General features: G+C 70.6%; 14 protein-coding genes. 7 read left to right on the top strand and 7 right to left on the bottom strand.

Annotated features, from left to right (window positions below; all coding sequences use genetic code 11):
- Positions 1–210: 210 nt before the first annotated feature.
- Positions 211–783, top strand: a complete 573-nt coding sequence (locus AB0C16_RS14700; protein ID WP_357682675.1) for a hypothetical protein — start codon at positions 211–213, stop codon at positions 781–783.
- A gap of 31 nt (positions 784–814) precedes the next feature.
- Here the strand turns inward: AB0C16_RS14700 and AB0C16_RS14695 are convergent, their stop codons facing one another.
- Positions 815–1738, bottom strand: a complete 924-nt coding sequence (locus tag AB0C16_RS14695; protein WP_357682673.1) for a threonine/serine dehydratase — start codon at positions 1736–1738, stop codon at positions 815–817.
- A gap of 57 nt (positions 1739–1795) precedes the next feature.
- On the opposite strand from AB0C16_RS14695, the gene pip reads away from it, so the two are divergent.
- Positions 1796–2767, top strand: a complete 972-nt coding sequence (gene pip, locus AB0C16_RS14690) for a prolyl aminopeptidase (RefSeq protein ID WP_357682671.1) — start codon at positions 1796–1798, stop codon at positions 2765–2767.
- On the opposite strand, the gene AB0C16_RS14685 is transcribed toward pip, so the two are convergent.
- Positions 2721–3269, bottom strand: a complete 549-nt coding sequence (locus AB0C16_RS14685; RefSeq protein ID WP_357682669.1) for a phosphatase PAP2 family protein — start codon at positions 3267–3269, stop codon at positions 2721–2723. The genes pip and AB0C16_RS14685 overlap by 47 nt on opposite strands.
- Positions 3270–3368: 99 nt before the next feature.
- The gene (locus AB0C16_RS14680; RefSeq protein ID WP_357682667.1) at positions 3369–3671 is read right to left on the bottom strand and encodes a hypothetical protein; all 303 of its coding nucleotides are present in this window, start codon (positions 3669–3671) and stop codon (positions 3369–3371) included.
- Between the two features lie 77 nt (positions 3672–3748).
- On the opposite strand from AB0C16_RS14680, the gene AB0C16_RS14675 reads away from it, so the two are divergent.
- Entirely contained in the window at positions 3749–4543 is a 795-nt protein-coding gene (locus tag AB0C16_RS14675; protein WP_357682665.1) for a universal stress protein, read from the top strand.
- A 65-nt stretch (positions 4544–4608) separates the two neighbouring features.
- Positions 4609–4974 carry a hypothetical protein gene (locus AB0C16_RS14670; RefSeq protein ID WP_357682663.1) on the top strand — a complete coding sequence of 122 codons (366 nt, stop codon included), beginning with the start codon at positions 4609–4611 and terminating at the stop codon, positions 4972–4974.
- Positions 4975–5083: 109 nt separating this feature from the next.
- Here the strand turns inward: AB0C16_RS14670 and AB0C16_RS14665 are convergent, their stop codons facing one another.
- Together AB0C16_RS14665 and AB0C16_RS14660 are read right to left on the bottom strand one after the other, a co-directional pair.
- Complete coding sequence (locus tag AB0C16_RS14665) at positions 5084–6208, bottom strand: glycosyltransferase (protein ID WP_357682661.1); 1125 nt, start codon at positions 6206–6208, stop codon at positions 5084–5086.
- Positions 6209–6219: 11 nt separating this feature from the next.
- A complete protein-coding gene (locus tag AB0C16_RS14660) occupies positions 6220–7194 on the bottom strand; it encodes a glucosyl-3-phosphoglycerate synthase (RefSeq protein WP_357682659.1) in 975 nt (324 codons plus the stop codon).
- A 105-nt stretch (positions 7195–7299) separates the two neighbouring features.
- Between AB0C16_RS14660 and AB0C16_RS14655 the strand changes: the two genes are divergently transcribed.
- On the top strand, positions 7300–8250 hold the full coding sequence (locus tag AB0C16_RS14655; protein ID WP_357682657.1) for a Gfo/Idh/MocA family oxidoreductase: 951 nt from the start codon (positions 7300–7302) through the stop codon (positions 8248–8250).
- A complete protein-coding gene (locus AB0C16_RS14650; RefSeq protein ID WP_357682655.1) occupies positions 8243–9346 on the top strand; it encodes a zinc-binding alcohol dehydrogenase in 1104 nt (367 codons plus the stop codon). The genes AB0C16_RS14655 and AB0C16_RS14650 overlap by 8 nt, the downstream gene beginning before the upstream one ends.
- 1184 nt (positions 9347–10530) lie before the next feature.
- Here the strand turns inward: AB0C16_RS14650 and AB0C16_RS14645 are convergent.
- Both AB0C16_RS14645 and AB0C16_RS14640 read right to left on the bottom strand, forming a co-directional pair.
- Complete coding sequence (locus tag AB0C16_RS14645; RefSeq protein WP_357682653.1) at positions 10531–11316, bottom strand: sugar phosphate isomerase/epimerase family protein; 786 nt, start codon at positions 11314–11316, stop codon at positions 10531–10533.
- Complete coding sequence (locus AB0C16_RS14640; RefSeq protein ID WP_357682651.1) at positions 11313–12347, bottom strand: zinc-binding dehydrogenase; 1035 nt, start codon at positions 12345–12347, stop codon at positions 11313–11315. The genes AB0C16_RS14645 and AB0C16_RS14640 overlap by 4 nt, the downstream gene beginning before the upstream one ends.
- A 113-nt stretch (positions 12348–12460) precedes the next feature.
- On the opposite strand from AB0C16_RS14640, the gene AB0C16_RS14635 reads away from it, so the two are divergent.
- Entirely contained in the window at positions 12461–13348 is an 888-nt protein-coding gene (locus AB0C16_RS14635; protein WP_357682649.1) for a sugar phosphate isomerase/epimerase, read from the top strand.
- Positions 13349–13369 lie beyond the last annotated feature (21 nt).

Genomic DNA, 13369 nt, shown 5'->3' with positions numbered 1-13369 from the left:
AACACCCGCTCCGGGTTTCAAGATGTTCGCCCCGGCTATGTGCCGACGTCATGGGCGGATTCAAGGGATTTCTGTTACGCGGGAACATCGTCGAGCTGGTGCCCGATTCCGAGAGGCCCCGCTGACGCGCGTCCGGCCAGGGCGAATGCGGTGGGGGATTTGGCTGGTTCTGGGCTTCAAGGGTGCCGTTGGTTGGGCAAGATGGGCGGGGTGAGCGTTGAGTTGATGGTCTGGGACGAACCCACCCCGATCTCCAGGGACCAGGCGCGAGCCACCTATCTGGCGGTCAAGAAGAGCGAACCGGCCGAGGGTGAGGCGCCGGCGGTGGCCAAGGAATTGCCGGGAGTCGTCACCGTCTTTCCGGGGCACCTGCTGGTGACGATGGACCTGGACACGATGGACGAGATGTCCGGCCAGGTGTTCGCGGTGGCCCGGGCGCACGGGCTCGTCTGCTACGACCCTCAGCGCGATCTGCTGCACAACGTGGCGCCGCTCGGCGTGTACCAGGGCATGCAGCTGCACACCGGAGACGGCATGATCGTGCACGATCCCGATCTGGGGCTGGTGCACGACGTGCTGGCCACGCTGTCGGCGCAGAATCCGTTCGTCGCCCTGGTCAACTTCGGGCGGCACTTCCTGCAGGTGTCACCCGGGTACGAGCTGGAGTACAAGGAGGGGACCCTGGCGCGGACCATGGTCAGCGAGCTGGACGACGTGCGGCGGGCCTTCCACGAGTACGCCATCGGCGACCGGTCGTTCCTCGACCGCCACACCTGGACCTAGACCACCCGGCGACCTTTAATCACCCGGCCAATCACCCGGCGACCTGGATCACCTGGCGGTAGAGCTCCGGATCGACGTTGCCGCCCGACAGCACGACCACGGTGCGGCCGGCGGGGAACCCGCCCGCCAGGGCGGCCGCGGTCGTCACGGCGCCGCTGGGCTCGGCCACGAGGCGGGCCGAGCCGAAGAGGTGGCGCATCGCCCGCCGGATCTCGTCCTCGGAGACGGTGACGATGCCGTCGAGGTGCGTGCGCAGGTGGGCGAAGGTCAGCGGCGACAGGTCGGCGCGCAGCCCGTCGGCGATCGTGCGGAACGTGCGGGCCGGCTCCCAGGGGATCGGCCGCCCGGCCGCCAGGCTCTCCGCGGCGTCGGCGGCCAGCTCCGGCTCCACGCCGAGCACCCGGACGTCGGGCCGCGACGCCTTGATCGCGGCGCCGATGCCGGAGGCCAGCCCGCCGCCGCTGACCGGCACCAGGACCAGCTCGACCTCGGGCAGGCCGGCCACGATCTCCAGCCCGATCGTGCCCTGCCCGGCGATGACGGCTAGATGGTCGTAGGGCGGGATCATGGTCAGCCCCCGCTCGTCGACCAGCTTCTCGGCGGCGGTCAGCCGCTGCTCGGGCGGCACGACGATCAGCTCGGCGCCGTGGCGCTCGATGGCCGACGCCTTGACCCGCGGCGTGCCCTCGGGCACCACGACCACGCACGGCACCCCGAACTCCCTGGCCGCGAAGGCGAGGGCCTGCCCGTGGTTGCCGGAGGAGTGGGTGACGACCCCGTCGGGGCGCAGCGAGGCAACGGCGTTGTAGGCGCCGCGGATCTTGAACGAGCCGACCCGTTGCAGGCTCTCCGCCTTGACCCAGAGCCCGTCCATGGGCACCAGTGGGGTGTGGACGGCGATGGGACTGATCCGCTCGGCCGCGGCCCGGATGTCGGCGATCTCCACCAGTCGCATGCCGCCCACCCTATGTTCCCGATCAGCGCGGGCGGCACTCCGTGGCAGGATCTGCGCATGAGAACCCACTACCCGCCCATCGAGCCCTACGACTCCGGCCTGCTGGACGTGGGCGACGGCAACCGGATCCACTGGGAGGTGTGCGGCAACCCCGACGGCAAACCGGCCGTCATGCTGCACGGCGGGCCCGGTGGCGGGTGCAGCCCCACGCACCGCCGGCAGTGGAACCCTGAGCTGTACAAGGTGGTTCTGTTCGACCAGCGCAACTGCGGGCGCAGCCTGCCCCACGCCAGCGACCCGGCCACGTCGCTGGCGGCCAACACCACCTGGCACCTGGTCGCCGACATGGAGCTCCTGCGTGAGCATCTCGGGATCGGCAGCTGGCAGGTGTTCGGCGGGTCGTGGGGCAGCGCGCTGGCCCTCGCCTACGCGCAGGCGCATCCCGGCAGGACGACGGAGCTGGTGCTGCGCGGCGTCTTCACGCTGCGGCCGCAGGAGCTGCGGTGGTTCTACCAGGAGGGGGCCTCCCACCTGTTTCCGGACCTGTGGGAGTCGTTCGTCGCGCCCATCCCCGCCGGGGAGCGCGGCGACCTCATCGCCGCCTTCGCCTCCCGGCTGGAGGGCGAGGATCCCGGCGCGCGGCTGGCCGCGGCCCGGGCGTGGTCGCGGTGGGAGGGCGCCACGGTCACGCTGCTGCCGGATCCCGAGCTGGTCGAGACGTTCGGCGAGGAGAAGATGGCGCTCGCGTTCGCCCGGATCGAGAGCCACTACTTCAGGCACCAGGGCTGGCTCGAGCCCGGCCAGCTCATCCGCGGCGTCGACCGGATCCGGCACATCCCGGCGGTGATCGTGCAGGGCCGCTACGACGTGTGCACGCCGATGGCCACGGCCTGGGACCTGCACAGGGCCTGGCCCGAGGCGGAGCTGCTGATCGTGGACGACGCCGGGCACGCCGCCACCGAGCCCGGCATCGTGGACCGGCTCATCCGGGCGACAGACGGTTTCGCGCGAGCCGTACCATCGGGGTGACCGCGCCGACCAGCAACCGCGCGAAGAGCGGCGCCAGCACCAGGCCGAGCAGGAAGCCCGCGGCCACGTCGTGCGGGTAGTGCACCCCGACGAACACCCGCGAGAACGCCATGAGGGCCGCCAGCGGGAGCACCACCCAGGCCAGGGCGCGCCAGGCCAGGATGAGCGCGCCGGCCGCGCCGGCGGCGATCACCGCGTGGTTGCTGGGAAACGACCAGTCGGTCGGGGGCGGGCACGGCGCGATCGTCGCGACTCCGCCCCGGCACGGCCGGTCCTCCTTGACGAAGATCTTGAGGACCTCGCTGACGAGGTACGCGCCCACGACACCGGCGGGGCCGGCGATGGCGATCGCCAGGTCACGCGCGTCCGCGTGGCGCGCCCGCCACCAGCACAGCCCGAACAGGGCCACGAAGACGAACAGCCCGGCGTCGGTGCCCACCTCGGCGAGCGTGTGCAACCACCCAGGTGTGCTGAGAGCGAAGTCGGCGATGTCGCGGTACACAGGTATCCCATCCGTGAACGGTCAATGAATACGACCTTACGGATGATGGGGACGGCGTGCCTCGATCTCAGGGCCGAAAGCCGTCGGCCATTCGGCCGATCAGCGAAGAACCTGCCGGGCCAGGTCGAGCCGCTTCTGCGTGAGCTCGCCCTCGCTGATCAGCCCGCGGTTGAAGGCCTCGGTCGTCGCGTCGAGCTCGGCCATGTAGTAAGCCGCCATGATCTCGCTGCGGAGCGGCGTGAAGCCGCGCTCTACGCAGGTGGAGAAGACGGTGACCTTCTCGTCGAGGAGGTCGGGGGCTACGGTACAGGCGAGTTCGTGTGCCTTGAGCTGCGCGACGGCCTCGCGCAGGGTGATCGGGCCCAGAGATCCATTGAATCGAGTGTCAAGAGTGATCTTCACAATCTAGCGCCTCCGTATGTTTACAACTCGCCACGAAGGTCGCGTATTCCCAGTTCGGATCGGGTAGGGAGGCAGACGTGATCGGAGAGCACGTGATCGTCGGCTATACCGTGGGCCCGGGTGGCCGCGACGCCCTGGCGCTCGGCGCCGCCATTGCCGGGGTCACCGGCGGGGAGCTCACGGTGGCGACGATCTACCCGCCGGGCAGCCCCGGGCAGGCGGTCGAGGCGCAGGCCAACATGGCGAACGCGGCGGACGAGCTGGGCGACGTGCCCGCCGAGTTCCTCACCTTCGAGAGCCGGGGCGCGGGGCGCGGACTGTCGGTGCTGGCCAGCCGGATCAGGGCCGACCTGATCGTGGTCGGCTCAGCGGGCGGCGGCCGGCACCGGCGCATCGCGCTCGGAGCCACCGCCGACCGGCTGCTGCACCTGTCGTCCGAGGCGGTCATGCTGGCGCCCGCCGGTTACGCTCCGGTCGGGGCGCCCTCGCGGCTCACGCTCGCCTACGTGCACCGGCCGCAGTGCGACGAGGCCGTCGAACGGGTGGCCCAGGCGGCTCTGCGGCTCGGGGTCCCGCTCCGGCTCATCACACTGGACCTGCACACGGACGACCCCGACCGGCTCCGCGACGATCTGGCGCTGGCCGTGCGGCTCGCATGGGAGACCACCGGCATCGAGGCGGAGGCGGAGGTCTCCGAGGCGCACGACGTGGCCGCCTCGCTGGAGACGTTGGAGTGGCTGCCCGGTGAGCTGCTGGTGTGCGCGGCGAGCGAGGACGCGCAGCCGCACCGGGTGTTTCTCGGAGAGCTGGCGATGAAGGTGCTGCGGGCCTCACCGCAGCCCGTCACGGTGCTGCCGCGCGGCTACGCCTAGCACCTACGACCACTGGCTAGGCGTGCCAGAAGGCGGCAAGCTGCCGGGCGGCAAGCCGGGATGGTATGGGGCGCAGCAACGCGTCGCGAAGCCACGCGGCGACGCCGGTCTGGGAGGTCACAGCGGCGACCACACTGCGCAACCGCTACATGGCGATCTTCGAACTTCAGCTGGAGGCCGTGCGCCGGCCGCTGCTCGCTTCGGCGCTCGCGGGCCTGCAGGACACGTCGTTGCACATCACCGCCGGGCACCACGACAAACTCGGCCTCGCCATCCCACGCGAGAAGATCCCCGCGCTGATCGCGCTCTACGGGGGTGCGCTGTTCACCCTGGTCACCGCGCCGCCGGGGAGCGTCAGCAGAGACGTCGTCCAGAGCGTGGTTCAGGTCATCGTGTACGGCTGTGCCCTGCACGATGAAAATCCTGAATAGGTACGGCAGGGCCGCCACACCTAGCGCAGCTTCCGGACCCCGGCCCGTCATAAGCAGCCTTCATCAGCTTGCGGACCAACTCCCGATGCCGCTAGCAGGACTTATTCGTCTAGCCCCGGCCTCTGGCGGCGACCGTCTCGTACATCTCGAGGTAGCGCTCGGCCATCACGAAGGGAGAGAAGCGGCGGGCGGCCTCGCGGCGGCACTCCTCGGGGTCGATCTCGTCCACCCGCGGCAGCCACTCGGCCAGTTCCTCCTCGGTGTCGGCGAGGAAGCCGGTGCGGCCGTGGTCGATGATCTCGGGGAGGCAGCCGCGGCGCAGCCCCACCGGCGGCACCCCGAGGGCCAGGGCCTCGACGACGGCGGTGCCGCCGGGCTCGTCCCACTGGATGGGGAACAGGGCGGCTCGCGCCGAGGCGTAGAGCTCGTCGCGCTCGGTGCCGCCCACCGCGCCGACCCACCGGACCAGGTCGCCGTCGAGATAGGGGGACACCACGTCCAGCTGGTAGCGCACGTCCGGGTGGCCGTGCAGCGGGTGACAGGGATCCTGGGCCACGGCGTCCAGCTCGGCCGGCGTGCCGAGGCCGCTGACCGGGCCGGCGAGGACGAGCGGCAGGCCGAGTTTCTGGCAGATCCGGGCCGCCACGTGCTGGCCCTTGAGCCCGCAGACCCTGCCCATCACCACGTAGCACTCACCGCGCGGCCCTCGCGGCTCGCGGCCGGTCATGGGAGTGGCCAGGTGGATCGCGCCGAGAGACGCCTCGCGCAGGGCGTCGGGCGCGCGCCGCAGCTGTGACTCGGAGACGCCGTTGACCGCGATCGAGGCGGGGAACGCCGCGTAGAAGGCCGCGTGTTTACGCAGGTCCCAGTGCAGGGTGTGCAGGACGGGCGGGCCGTCCAGCGCGGACAGCACGGCCGGGCCGACCACCTCGAGGTGGTCGTGCACCAGGTCCACGTCGTCGCGGCGGCACAGCTCCCGCGCCACCAGCGCCTGGTGCGCGTGCGCGATCCCCATGACCTGGTTGTACGGCTTCTGCAGCTCGGAGAACTGGCCCTCGTCGTAGACGCTGATCAGCTCGTCCACCTCGAGGGTGCTCGACCCGACGGAGGCCAGGATCACCCTGACCCCGCGTTCGCGCAGCGGGGGCACGAGCGTGGCGACCACGTTCTCGATCCCGCCGTATCCGGGCGGCGGAACCTCCAGCCAGGGCCCCACGTTCACCAGCACGTTCATCTCGTTCCTCCTCAAGCGACGTCCTCCTCGTGGACGAGTGAGGCGAGCGGAGGCCGCTCGGCCACGGCGACGTCCACCAGGTCGGCCTGCCCGTCGAGCCCGAACTGCAGCAGGGTGTGGGCGGGCGGCTCCGCGGCCAGCACGCGTCCCTGGCGTTCCAGCCGCGACCAGGCGGTGAGCAGGATCTGCCCGGCCATCCGGCCGAGCGCGGTCATCGACTGATGGGCGTGCGCGCGGGAGCCCAGGTCGACCTGGGCCATCGCGTCCAGCCCTGCCAGCTCCAGCAGGTCCACCAGCAGCCCGAACTCCACGCCGTACTCGGTGACGAAGGGGACCTGCTCCAGGATCTCCCTGCGGCCCGCGTACTCGCCGCCGAGCGGCTGCGCGAACCCGGCCAGCTCGGGCCAGAACATGTTGAGGAGGGGTCTGGCCACCAGTTCGGTGACCCGCCCGCCGCCGCCGCGGCGCGCCACCCCGTCCTCTCCGGTGAACGGGCGTTCGTAGGCGCCCTTGACGAACTTGATGTCGGTGTCGACGAGCAGCGGGCCGAGGAGCCCGGTGACGAAGTGCGCGCCGAAGTTGCGCAGGTCGGCGTCCACGAAGACGACGATGTCGCCGCTGGAGGCGGCCAGGCCCTTCCACAGGGCCTCGCCCTTGCCGGTGAGCGGGGGCAACTGGGAGAGGACGGCGTCCTGCGCGACCACGCGGGCTCCGGCGGCGGCGGCTCTGGCCGCGGTCCTGTCGGTGGAGTTGGAGTCGACGACGACGATCTCGTTGACGAGGGGGGTTCGCTCGACGAGGTCACGGCGGATCACCGTGACGATGTCGCCGACCGTCCGCTCCTCGTCGCGCGCGGGCAGCACGACGCTCACGGTGGTCCTTCCCTTGGCCAGCAGGAGCGCGTCGACCGGCCATTCGGCCACGGTGCTCGTGTGGGGTCCGTACCATTCCCGGACCCTGGCCAAGGCCCGCAGGTCTCTCTCCATGCACTCAGCCCCGATCTCATGCGGTCACGGTCGGCCACACCTGCCCTTCCATGGGGAGTTCGAACATGTTGTTTGATTCCCCGCAAAGGTGGGATATGCCGGAACGTGTCGCCAATCACCCGTATAGGCATCATCGGTGCCGGAAATGTCGCCGCTCGTCATGCGGAGGTCCTGTCCGGCTTCGCCGATGTGACGATCGCCGGCATCGCCGACACGGACCCCCACAGGGCCGAGGCGCTGGCCTCGCGGCATCACTGCCCGGCCTACGGCGGCCACGCCGGCCTGCTCGACGCGGGTGGCCTGGACGCCGTGTACGTCTGTGTGCCTCCCTTCGCGCACGGTAACCCGGAGCGAGACGCTCTGTCATGCGATCTTCCGATATTTGTGGAAAAGCCCCTTTCGCTTGACCTGGAGACCGCCGAGGCCATCGCCGACGAGCTCGACCGGCGCGGACTGCCGTCCGCCGTCGGGCATCACTGGCGCTACCTGGACATCGTCGAACACGCGCGGGACCTGCTGGCCGGCCGTCCGGTACGGCTCGCCCTCGGCCACTGGCTCGACAAGGTGCCCCCGGTCGGCTGGTGGCTGGATCCCGGCAGGTCCGGCGGCCAGGTCGTCGAACAGGCGGTCCACGTGCTCGACCTGGCCCGGGTGCTGGTGGGCGAGGCGACGATGGTGCACGCCGTCCCGGCCGAGGACGAGGTGGCCGGCCAGGTGGACCGGGCCACGGCCGCGGTGCTGCGGTTCGCCGGCGGGGCCACCGGGATGCTGGCCACCACGTGCCTGCTCCGGCACAAACACCGGGTCGGCCTGGAGGTGCACGCGGAGGGCATCGCGCTCGACCTCAGCGAGACCCGGCTGACGGTCGACGGGGAGACGCACGTCCAGGAGGACGGCCAGGCCAAGGTACGGGTGGACCGCACGTTCGTCGACGCCGTACGGGGTAGGGAGGCGGACGTGCGCGTGCCGTACCGGGAGGCGTTGCGGACCCACCGGCTGGCGCTCGCGCTGGCGCGGTCGGCGAAGGAGCGGAGGCCGGTGATGCTCGATGGGTGAGGTGCTGAGCATTGAGGCGCCCGGTGAGATCGCGCTCGTCGAGGAGATGCTGGCCGACGTACCCGAGGGCGGGTTCCGGGTGGCCACCACGCACAGCGGCATCTCGGCGGGCACCGAGCTCACCTACGTCAAGGGCAGCAACCCCTACCTGGTCTCCTCGTGGGACCCGGCGCTCGGGCTGTTCGTGACCGGCACGCCGTCGATGGCCTATCCGGTGCGCGGCATCGGCTACATGCAGGTGGGCATGGTCGTCGAGACCCGCACCCGGTCGGTGCGCGAGGGCGCGCTGGTCGCGATGGCCTACGGGCACCGCACCGGCTACGTGGCCGACCCGATGGCCGACCGGTTCGTGGAGCTGCCCGGCGACCTCGATCCCGTGCTCGGCATCTACGTCGCCCACATGGGGCCGATCTGCGCCAACGGCCTGCTGCACGCCGCCGCCGACCTGCACGGGCCGGCCGTCCGCGAGCTGGGCGACGGGGTCCGAGGCAGGCGGGTCGTGGTGGTGGGCGCGGGCGTCGTCGGCCTGCTGACGGCCTCGTTCTCCCTCGCGCACGGCGCCGCGGAGGTGGTGGTCGTGGACGAGACCCCGGCCAGGCTGCGCATCGCCGAGTCCCTTGGCGCGGGCGTGCTGGAGTTCGACGACGATCCGGCGGTCGAGCTGAAGCGGCGCTGGCGGCACGGGCCGCACGACCGCGGGGCCGACGTGGTGTTCCAGTGCCGGGGCCAGACGCGGGCGCTGGCACTGGCGCTCAAGGCGCTCAGGCCGCAGGGCACGGTCGTCGACCTGGCCTTCTACACGCGGGGCGCCGACGAGGTGCGGCTGGGCGAGGAGTTCCACCACAACGGGCTGACGTTGCGCTGCGCCCAGATCGGCAGGGTGCCGCGCGGCCTGGCCCACGTCTGGGACCGGGAGCGGCTCTCGCACGAGACGATCGCCCTGCTCAGGCTGCGCGGCCCGCTGCTACGCGAGCACGTGGTCACCGATGTCGTCGGCTTCGCCGAGGCCCCCGAGCTGCTGGCCGACCTGGCGGCCCGCAGGCGCCACTCCGTCCAGGCCGTGCTCTGCGACCACGTCGAGGACAAGCGCGGCTGACCAGCTGAAGTCGTGGCAGCCGTGGCCGCGCAGGCTGAACGGGTCGAAGTACTCGCGGAACCCCGACTCGGTGACGGCCCTGATCATGCCGTCGGCCAGCGGGCCGGCCAGGTCGGGACGGCGGCGCCGGAGCCCCTGCCAGACCAGCCAGGTGAGGTTGATCCAGCTCGGGCCGCGCCAGTAGCGCGCGGTGTCGAACTCGGGCGCGGCCGGCGCGAAGCTGGGCAGCACGCCGTCCTTCAGCCCGAAGCGGTCGAGCGCGGTGCCGATCAGCCCGTTGACGATCTCCCGTGGCAGGCCGGGCAGCATGAGCGGCACCAGGCCGGCGGCGCTGTTGGAGCGGATCGGGCAGCCGGTGAGCACGTCGCGGGCGTGGAAGTGGCCGTCGTCGTAGAGATGCTCGACCATCGCCGCGGTGACCGCGGCGGCTTCGCGCCGGTGCGGCTCCGGATCCTGGCCGCACACTTCCGCGATCTTGGCGAGGGACGCCTCCGCCACCCCGTACACGGCGTTGAACAGGGGGTCCTCGACGCAGAACGCGCCCGGACGGCGGTAGCCGGAGTCGCGGTAGGCGCGGGCGAGGGCGGTGTAGCGCGCGTAGTCGCGATCGGTGGGGCGCTCCTCGGCGCTGACGTGGCTGAGGTCCCTGCGCGTGACGCCGGAGGGCTCGGGCTCGACGACGGCGAGCGGCACGTCCCAGGCGGGGCTGTTGTCCATGCCCGACTCCCAGGGGTGCACGATCGAGATCAACCCGTCGGCCGAGCGCCTGGCGGTGCGCAGGAACTCCTGCTGAGCCACCAGCCTGGGGTAGATCCTGCGCAGGAACGCCGGGTCGGGCTCGGCCTGGTGCACCCGCCAGGCGGCCAGCGCGTGCACCGGCGGCTGCACGATGCCGGAGGTCGCCGAGCCGGAGGGCGCCCGCACGTCCCAGAACTCGGGGCCGGGAAAGTACGCGCCCAGCGGCACCTTGGGGTTGAACACGATGTGCGGCACCCTGCCGTCACGCCACTGGGCCCCGAACAGGGTCAGCAGCTCCGACCGGGCCCGGCGCGGGGCCCAGCGGGCGTTGCCGATGGAGACGAAGGCGGAGTCCCAGCTCCACTGGTGGGGGTAGAGCCGGCGTGAGGGCACCGTGTAGCTGCCGTCCCAGTTGCCGACCAGGATGCGCACGGCATCGCGAAGGATCATAGGAATTTCCTGATGAAGGATGCCGTCTCGGGCAGGGCGGCCTCGGGCTCACCGCGCAGGCGGCATTCGAGCGCCAGGTAGCCGTCGTAGCCGGCGGCGTCGAGAGCGGCCAGCTGGGCGCCCCAGTCGAGGTGGCCGGTGCCCGGCTGGTTGCGGTTGGACTCGCTGATCTGCATGTGCGCGAGGTAGGGGGCGGCGTCCAGCAGCGAGCGGCAGGGATCGTCCTCCTCGATGTTCATGTGGTAGGTGTCGCCGACGACCCGGATCGAGTCCATGGCGCAGTAGGAGACGGCGTCGGCGAGCGTGTTGACCATGTGGTTCTCGTACCGGTTGAGCGGCTCCAGCATGATCAGCACGCCGTTGCGCTGGGCGTGCTCACCGAGGACGCCCAGCGCCTCGGTCAGCACCTCGCGGTCCTGCTCGGGGCTGCGGGGCGGCTCGAACGGCGGCAGCCTGCGCGAGAACTGACCCCACGAGGCGGGGGTCATCACGCCGATGCCGCCGAGCTCCGCGATGACCGTGAGCTGCGATCTGAGCTGCTGGATGGCGTCGGTGCGTTTGGCGGCGTCGAAGTCGCCGATGAAGTGCGGCATGTCGACGCACACGGTCGGCATGACGACGCCGTCGGCCCGCGCCCGCTTGAGCTCGGTCAGGCGGCCGGCGAAGTGGAAGTCGCCCTTCCCGCGCAGCTCGATGGCGTCGAAGCCGGCCTCGACGGCGAACGCGAACTTCTCCTGGAGCGTCCGGCCGGGAAGGAGTTGTTCCTGGGCGGCGAGCTTCACTGTTGCTCCTCGAATCGGAAGACGAGCTGGAGCACCTCTGACGGGTGCCGGTCGATCAGGTCGAAGGCCTCGGCGGCCCGCTCGGCGGGGACGACGTGGCTGACCAGGTCGAGGACCTCGATCTCGCCCCGGTGCACGAGCTCCATGAAGGTGCGCTGCAGGCGTTCGACGTCCCAGCGGTGCGCCAGCCAGGAGGCGACGCCGCCGATCTGGGAGGAGACGAGCTGCACCTGGTTGTGGTGGAACTCCTCGCCCAGGCGGAGCCCGACCCCGTCGCCCTGGTAGAAGCCGGCGGCGACCACCCGGCCGCCTCTGCGCACGGTCCTGATCGCCTCGTGCAGGCCCTGGTGGCTGCCGCTCAGCTCGATGACGGTGTCGGCGCCCTCGATCCGCTTGCGGACGAACTCGGCCACCGAGCCCGAGCCGACGTCGAACGTCTCGGCGGCGCCGTACTGCCTGGCCAGTTCCAGCCTGGCCGGGATGGCGTCGGCGGCGACGACCCGCGCGCCGCTGAGCACCGCCATGCGGGTGGCCAGCAGGCCGATGACGCCCTGTCCGAAGACCGCGACCTGGTCACCGAGGTGCAGGTCCGCGGCGTGCACGGCGTTGAGCGCGATGGCGCCGACACGGGCGAAGACCCCGATCAGCGGGTCGGCGCCGGGCGGCAGCAGGTGGCCCTCCAGCCGCTCGGCCGGGACCACGGCCTCGTCGCGGTGACCCCAGATGCCCCAGACGAGGCTGCCGACGGGCGGCCCGGCGACGTCGGGCGCCGCCTCGACGACCTCGCCGACCTCCTGGTAGCCCCAGCCGGTCAGTGGGTAGGCATGAGTCTGCCCGTCGACGAACAGCCGCCGCTCTGTGTCCCACTTACGGCCCAGGTAGGGGTTGGTTCCGCGATAGGCGGTGAGCTCGGTGCCCGCGGACACTCCCGAGTAGATCGTACGGACCCGTACGCAACCCGGCTGGAGCTCGGCAGGGGACTCCAGGCCGACGCGGACACGGCCTGGCTCTTCGAAGCTGATGACGTGCATTGCCCACACTTATGCTTAGCGATCATGTAAAAGACAAAGATCTATTGCTTGTTTGCAAACTATAGTTGCGCCAAGAACACTCTTAAGTCTACGACTTCCGCCGGAGGTAACCGATGCAATTGGGGTTCTTGACCGCCTGTCTTCCCGAAAACGACCTTTCCGAAATCGCGCGATGGGCCGCGGACCAGGGCTTCGAAGCGCTCGAGGTGGCCGGCTGGCCCTCACCCGACGCCCGAAATCACATCAGAGTAGATCGTTTCGACGCAGCCGAATGTGATCGCGTCAGGAGAATCTTCGCAGAGACCGGACTCACCCTTTCCTCGATCGCCTACTACGAGAACAATCTGCACCCTCACCAAGGGGATCAGGTGAACGCGCACCTGCGGCGGTGCGTCGACGCCGCGGCGGCGCTCGGCTGCCCGACCGTCGGCACCTTCGTCGGGCGCGACCCCGGGCTGCCCGTGCGCGACAACCTGGAGCGCGCCGCCGGCGTGTTCAAGCCCTTGGTCGCGTACGCCGAGGACCACGGGGTCGAGATCGTCATCGAGAACTGCCCGATGAAGAGCTGGCACCCCGACGGCTATCCGGGCAACCTGGCCTACTCCCCCGAGCTGTGGGAGTGGATGTTCACCCTCGGGCTCAAGCTCAACTACGACCCCTCGCATCTCGTCGCCCTGGGGATTGATCCGGTTTCCGCCGTAATTCCGTACATATCCGAAATTTTGCACGTTCAGGCGAAAGACACGGAGATCTTGCCCGGAAAGATCAACCACTTCGGCTTCTACGGGCCGATCAGCGGCGAGAAGGGCTGGTACCGCTTCCGGGTGCCGGGGCTGGGCCAGATCGACTGGCCGCAGGTGATCGGCGCATTGCGCGACGGCGGTTATGACGGAGTCGTGTCAGTGGAGCACGAAGATCCGGTGTGGAGCGGGAGCACGGAGCGGGTACAGACCGGGCTCAGTATCGCGTATCGCACGTTGCGTCATCTTGTACCGGGGTAAAGGGCGGCATATCCCCGTTCA

It is taken from the genome of Nonomuraea sp. NPDC048916 (assembly GCF_040649575.1).
Classification (GTDB): Bacteria; Actinomycetota; Actinomycetes; order Streptosporangiales; family Streptosporangiaceae; genus Nonomuraea.
The sequence above is the reverse complement of the archived record's forward strand: the minus strand, read 5'-3'. Positions and strand labels throughout refer to the sequence as shown.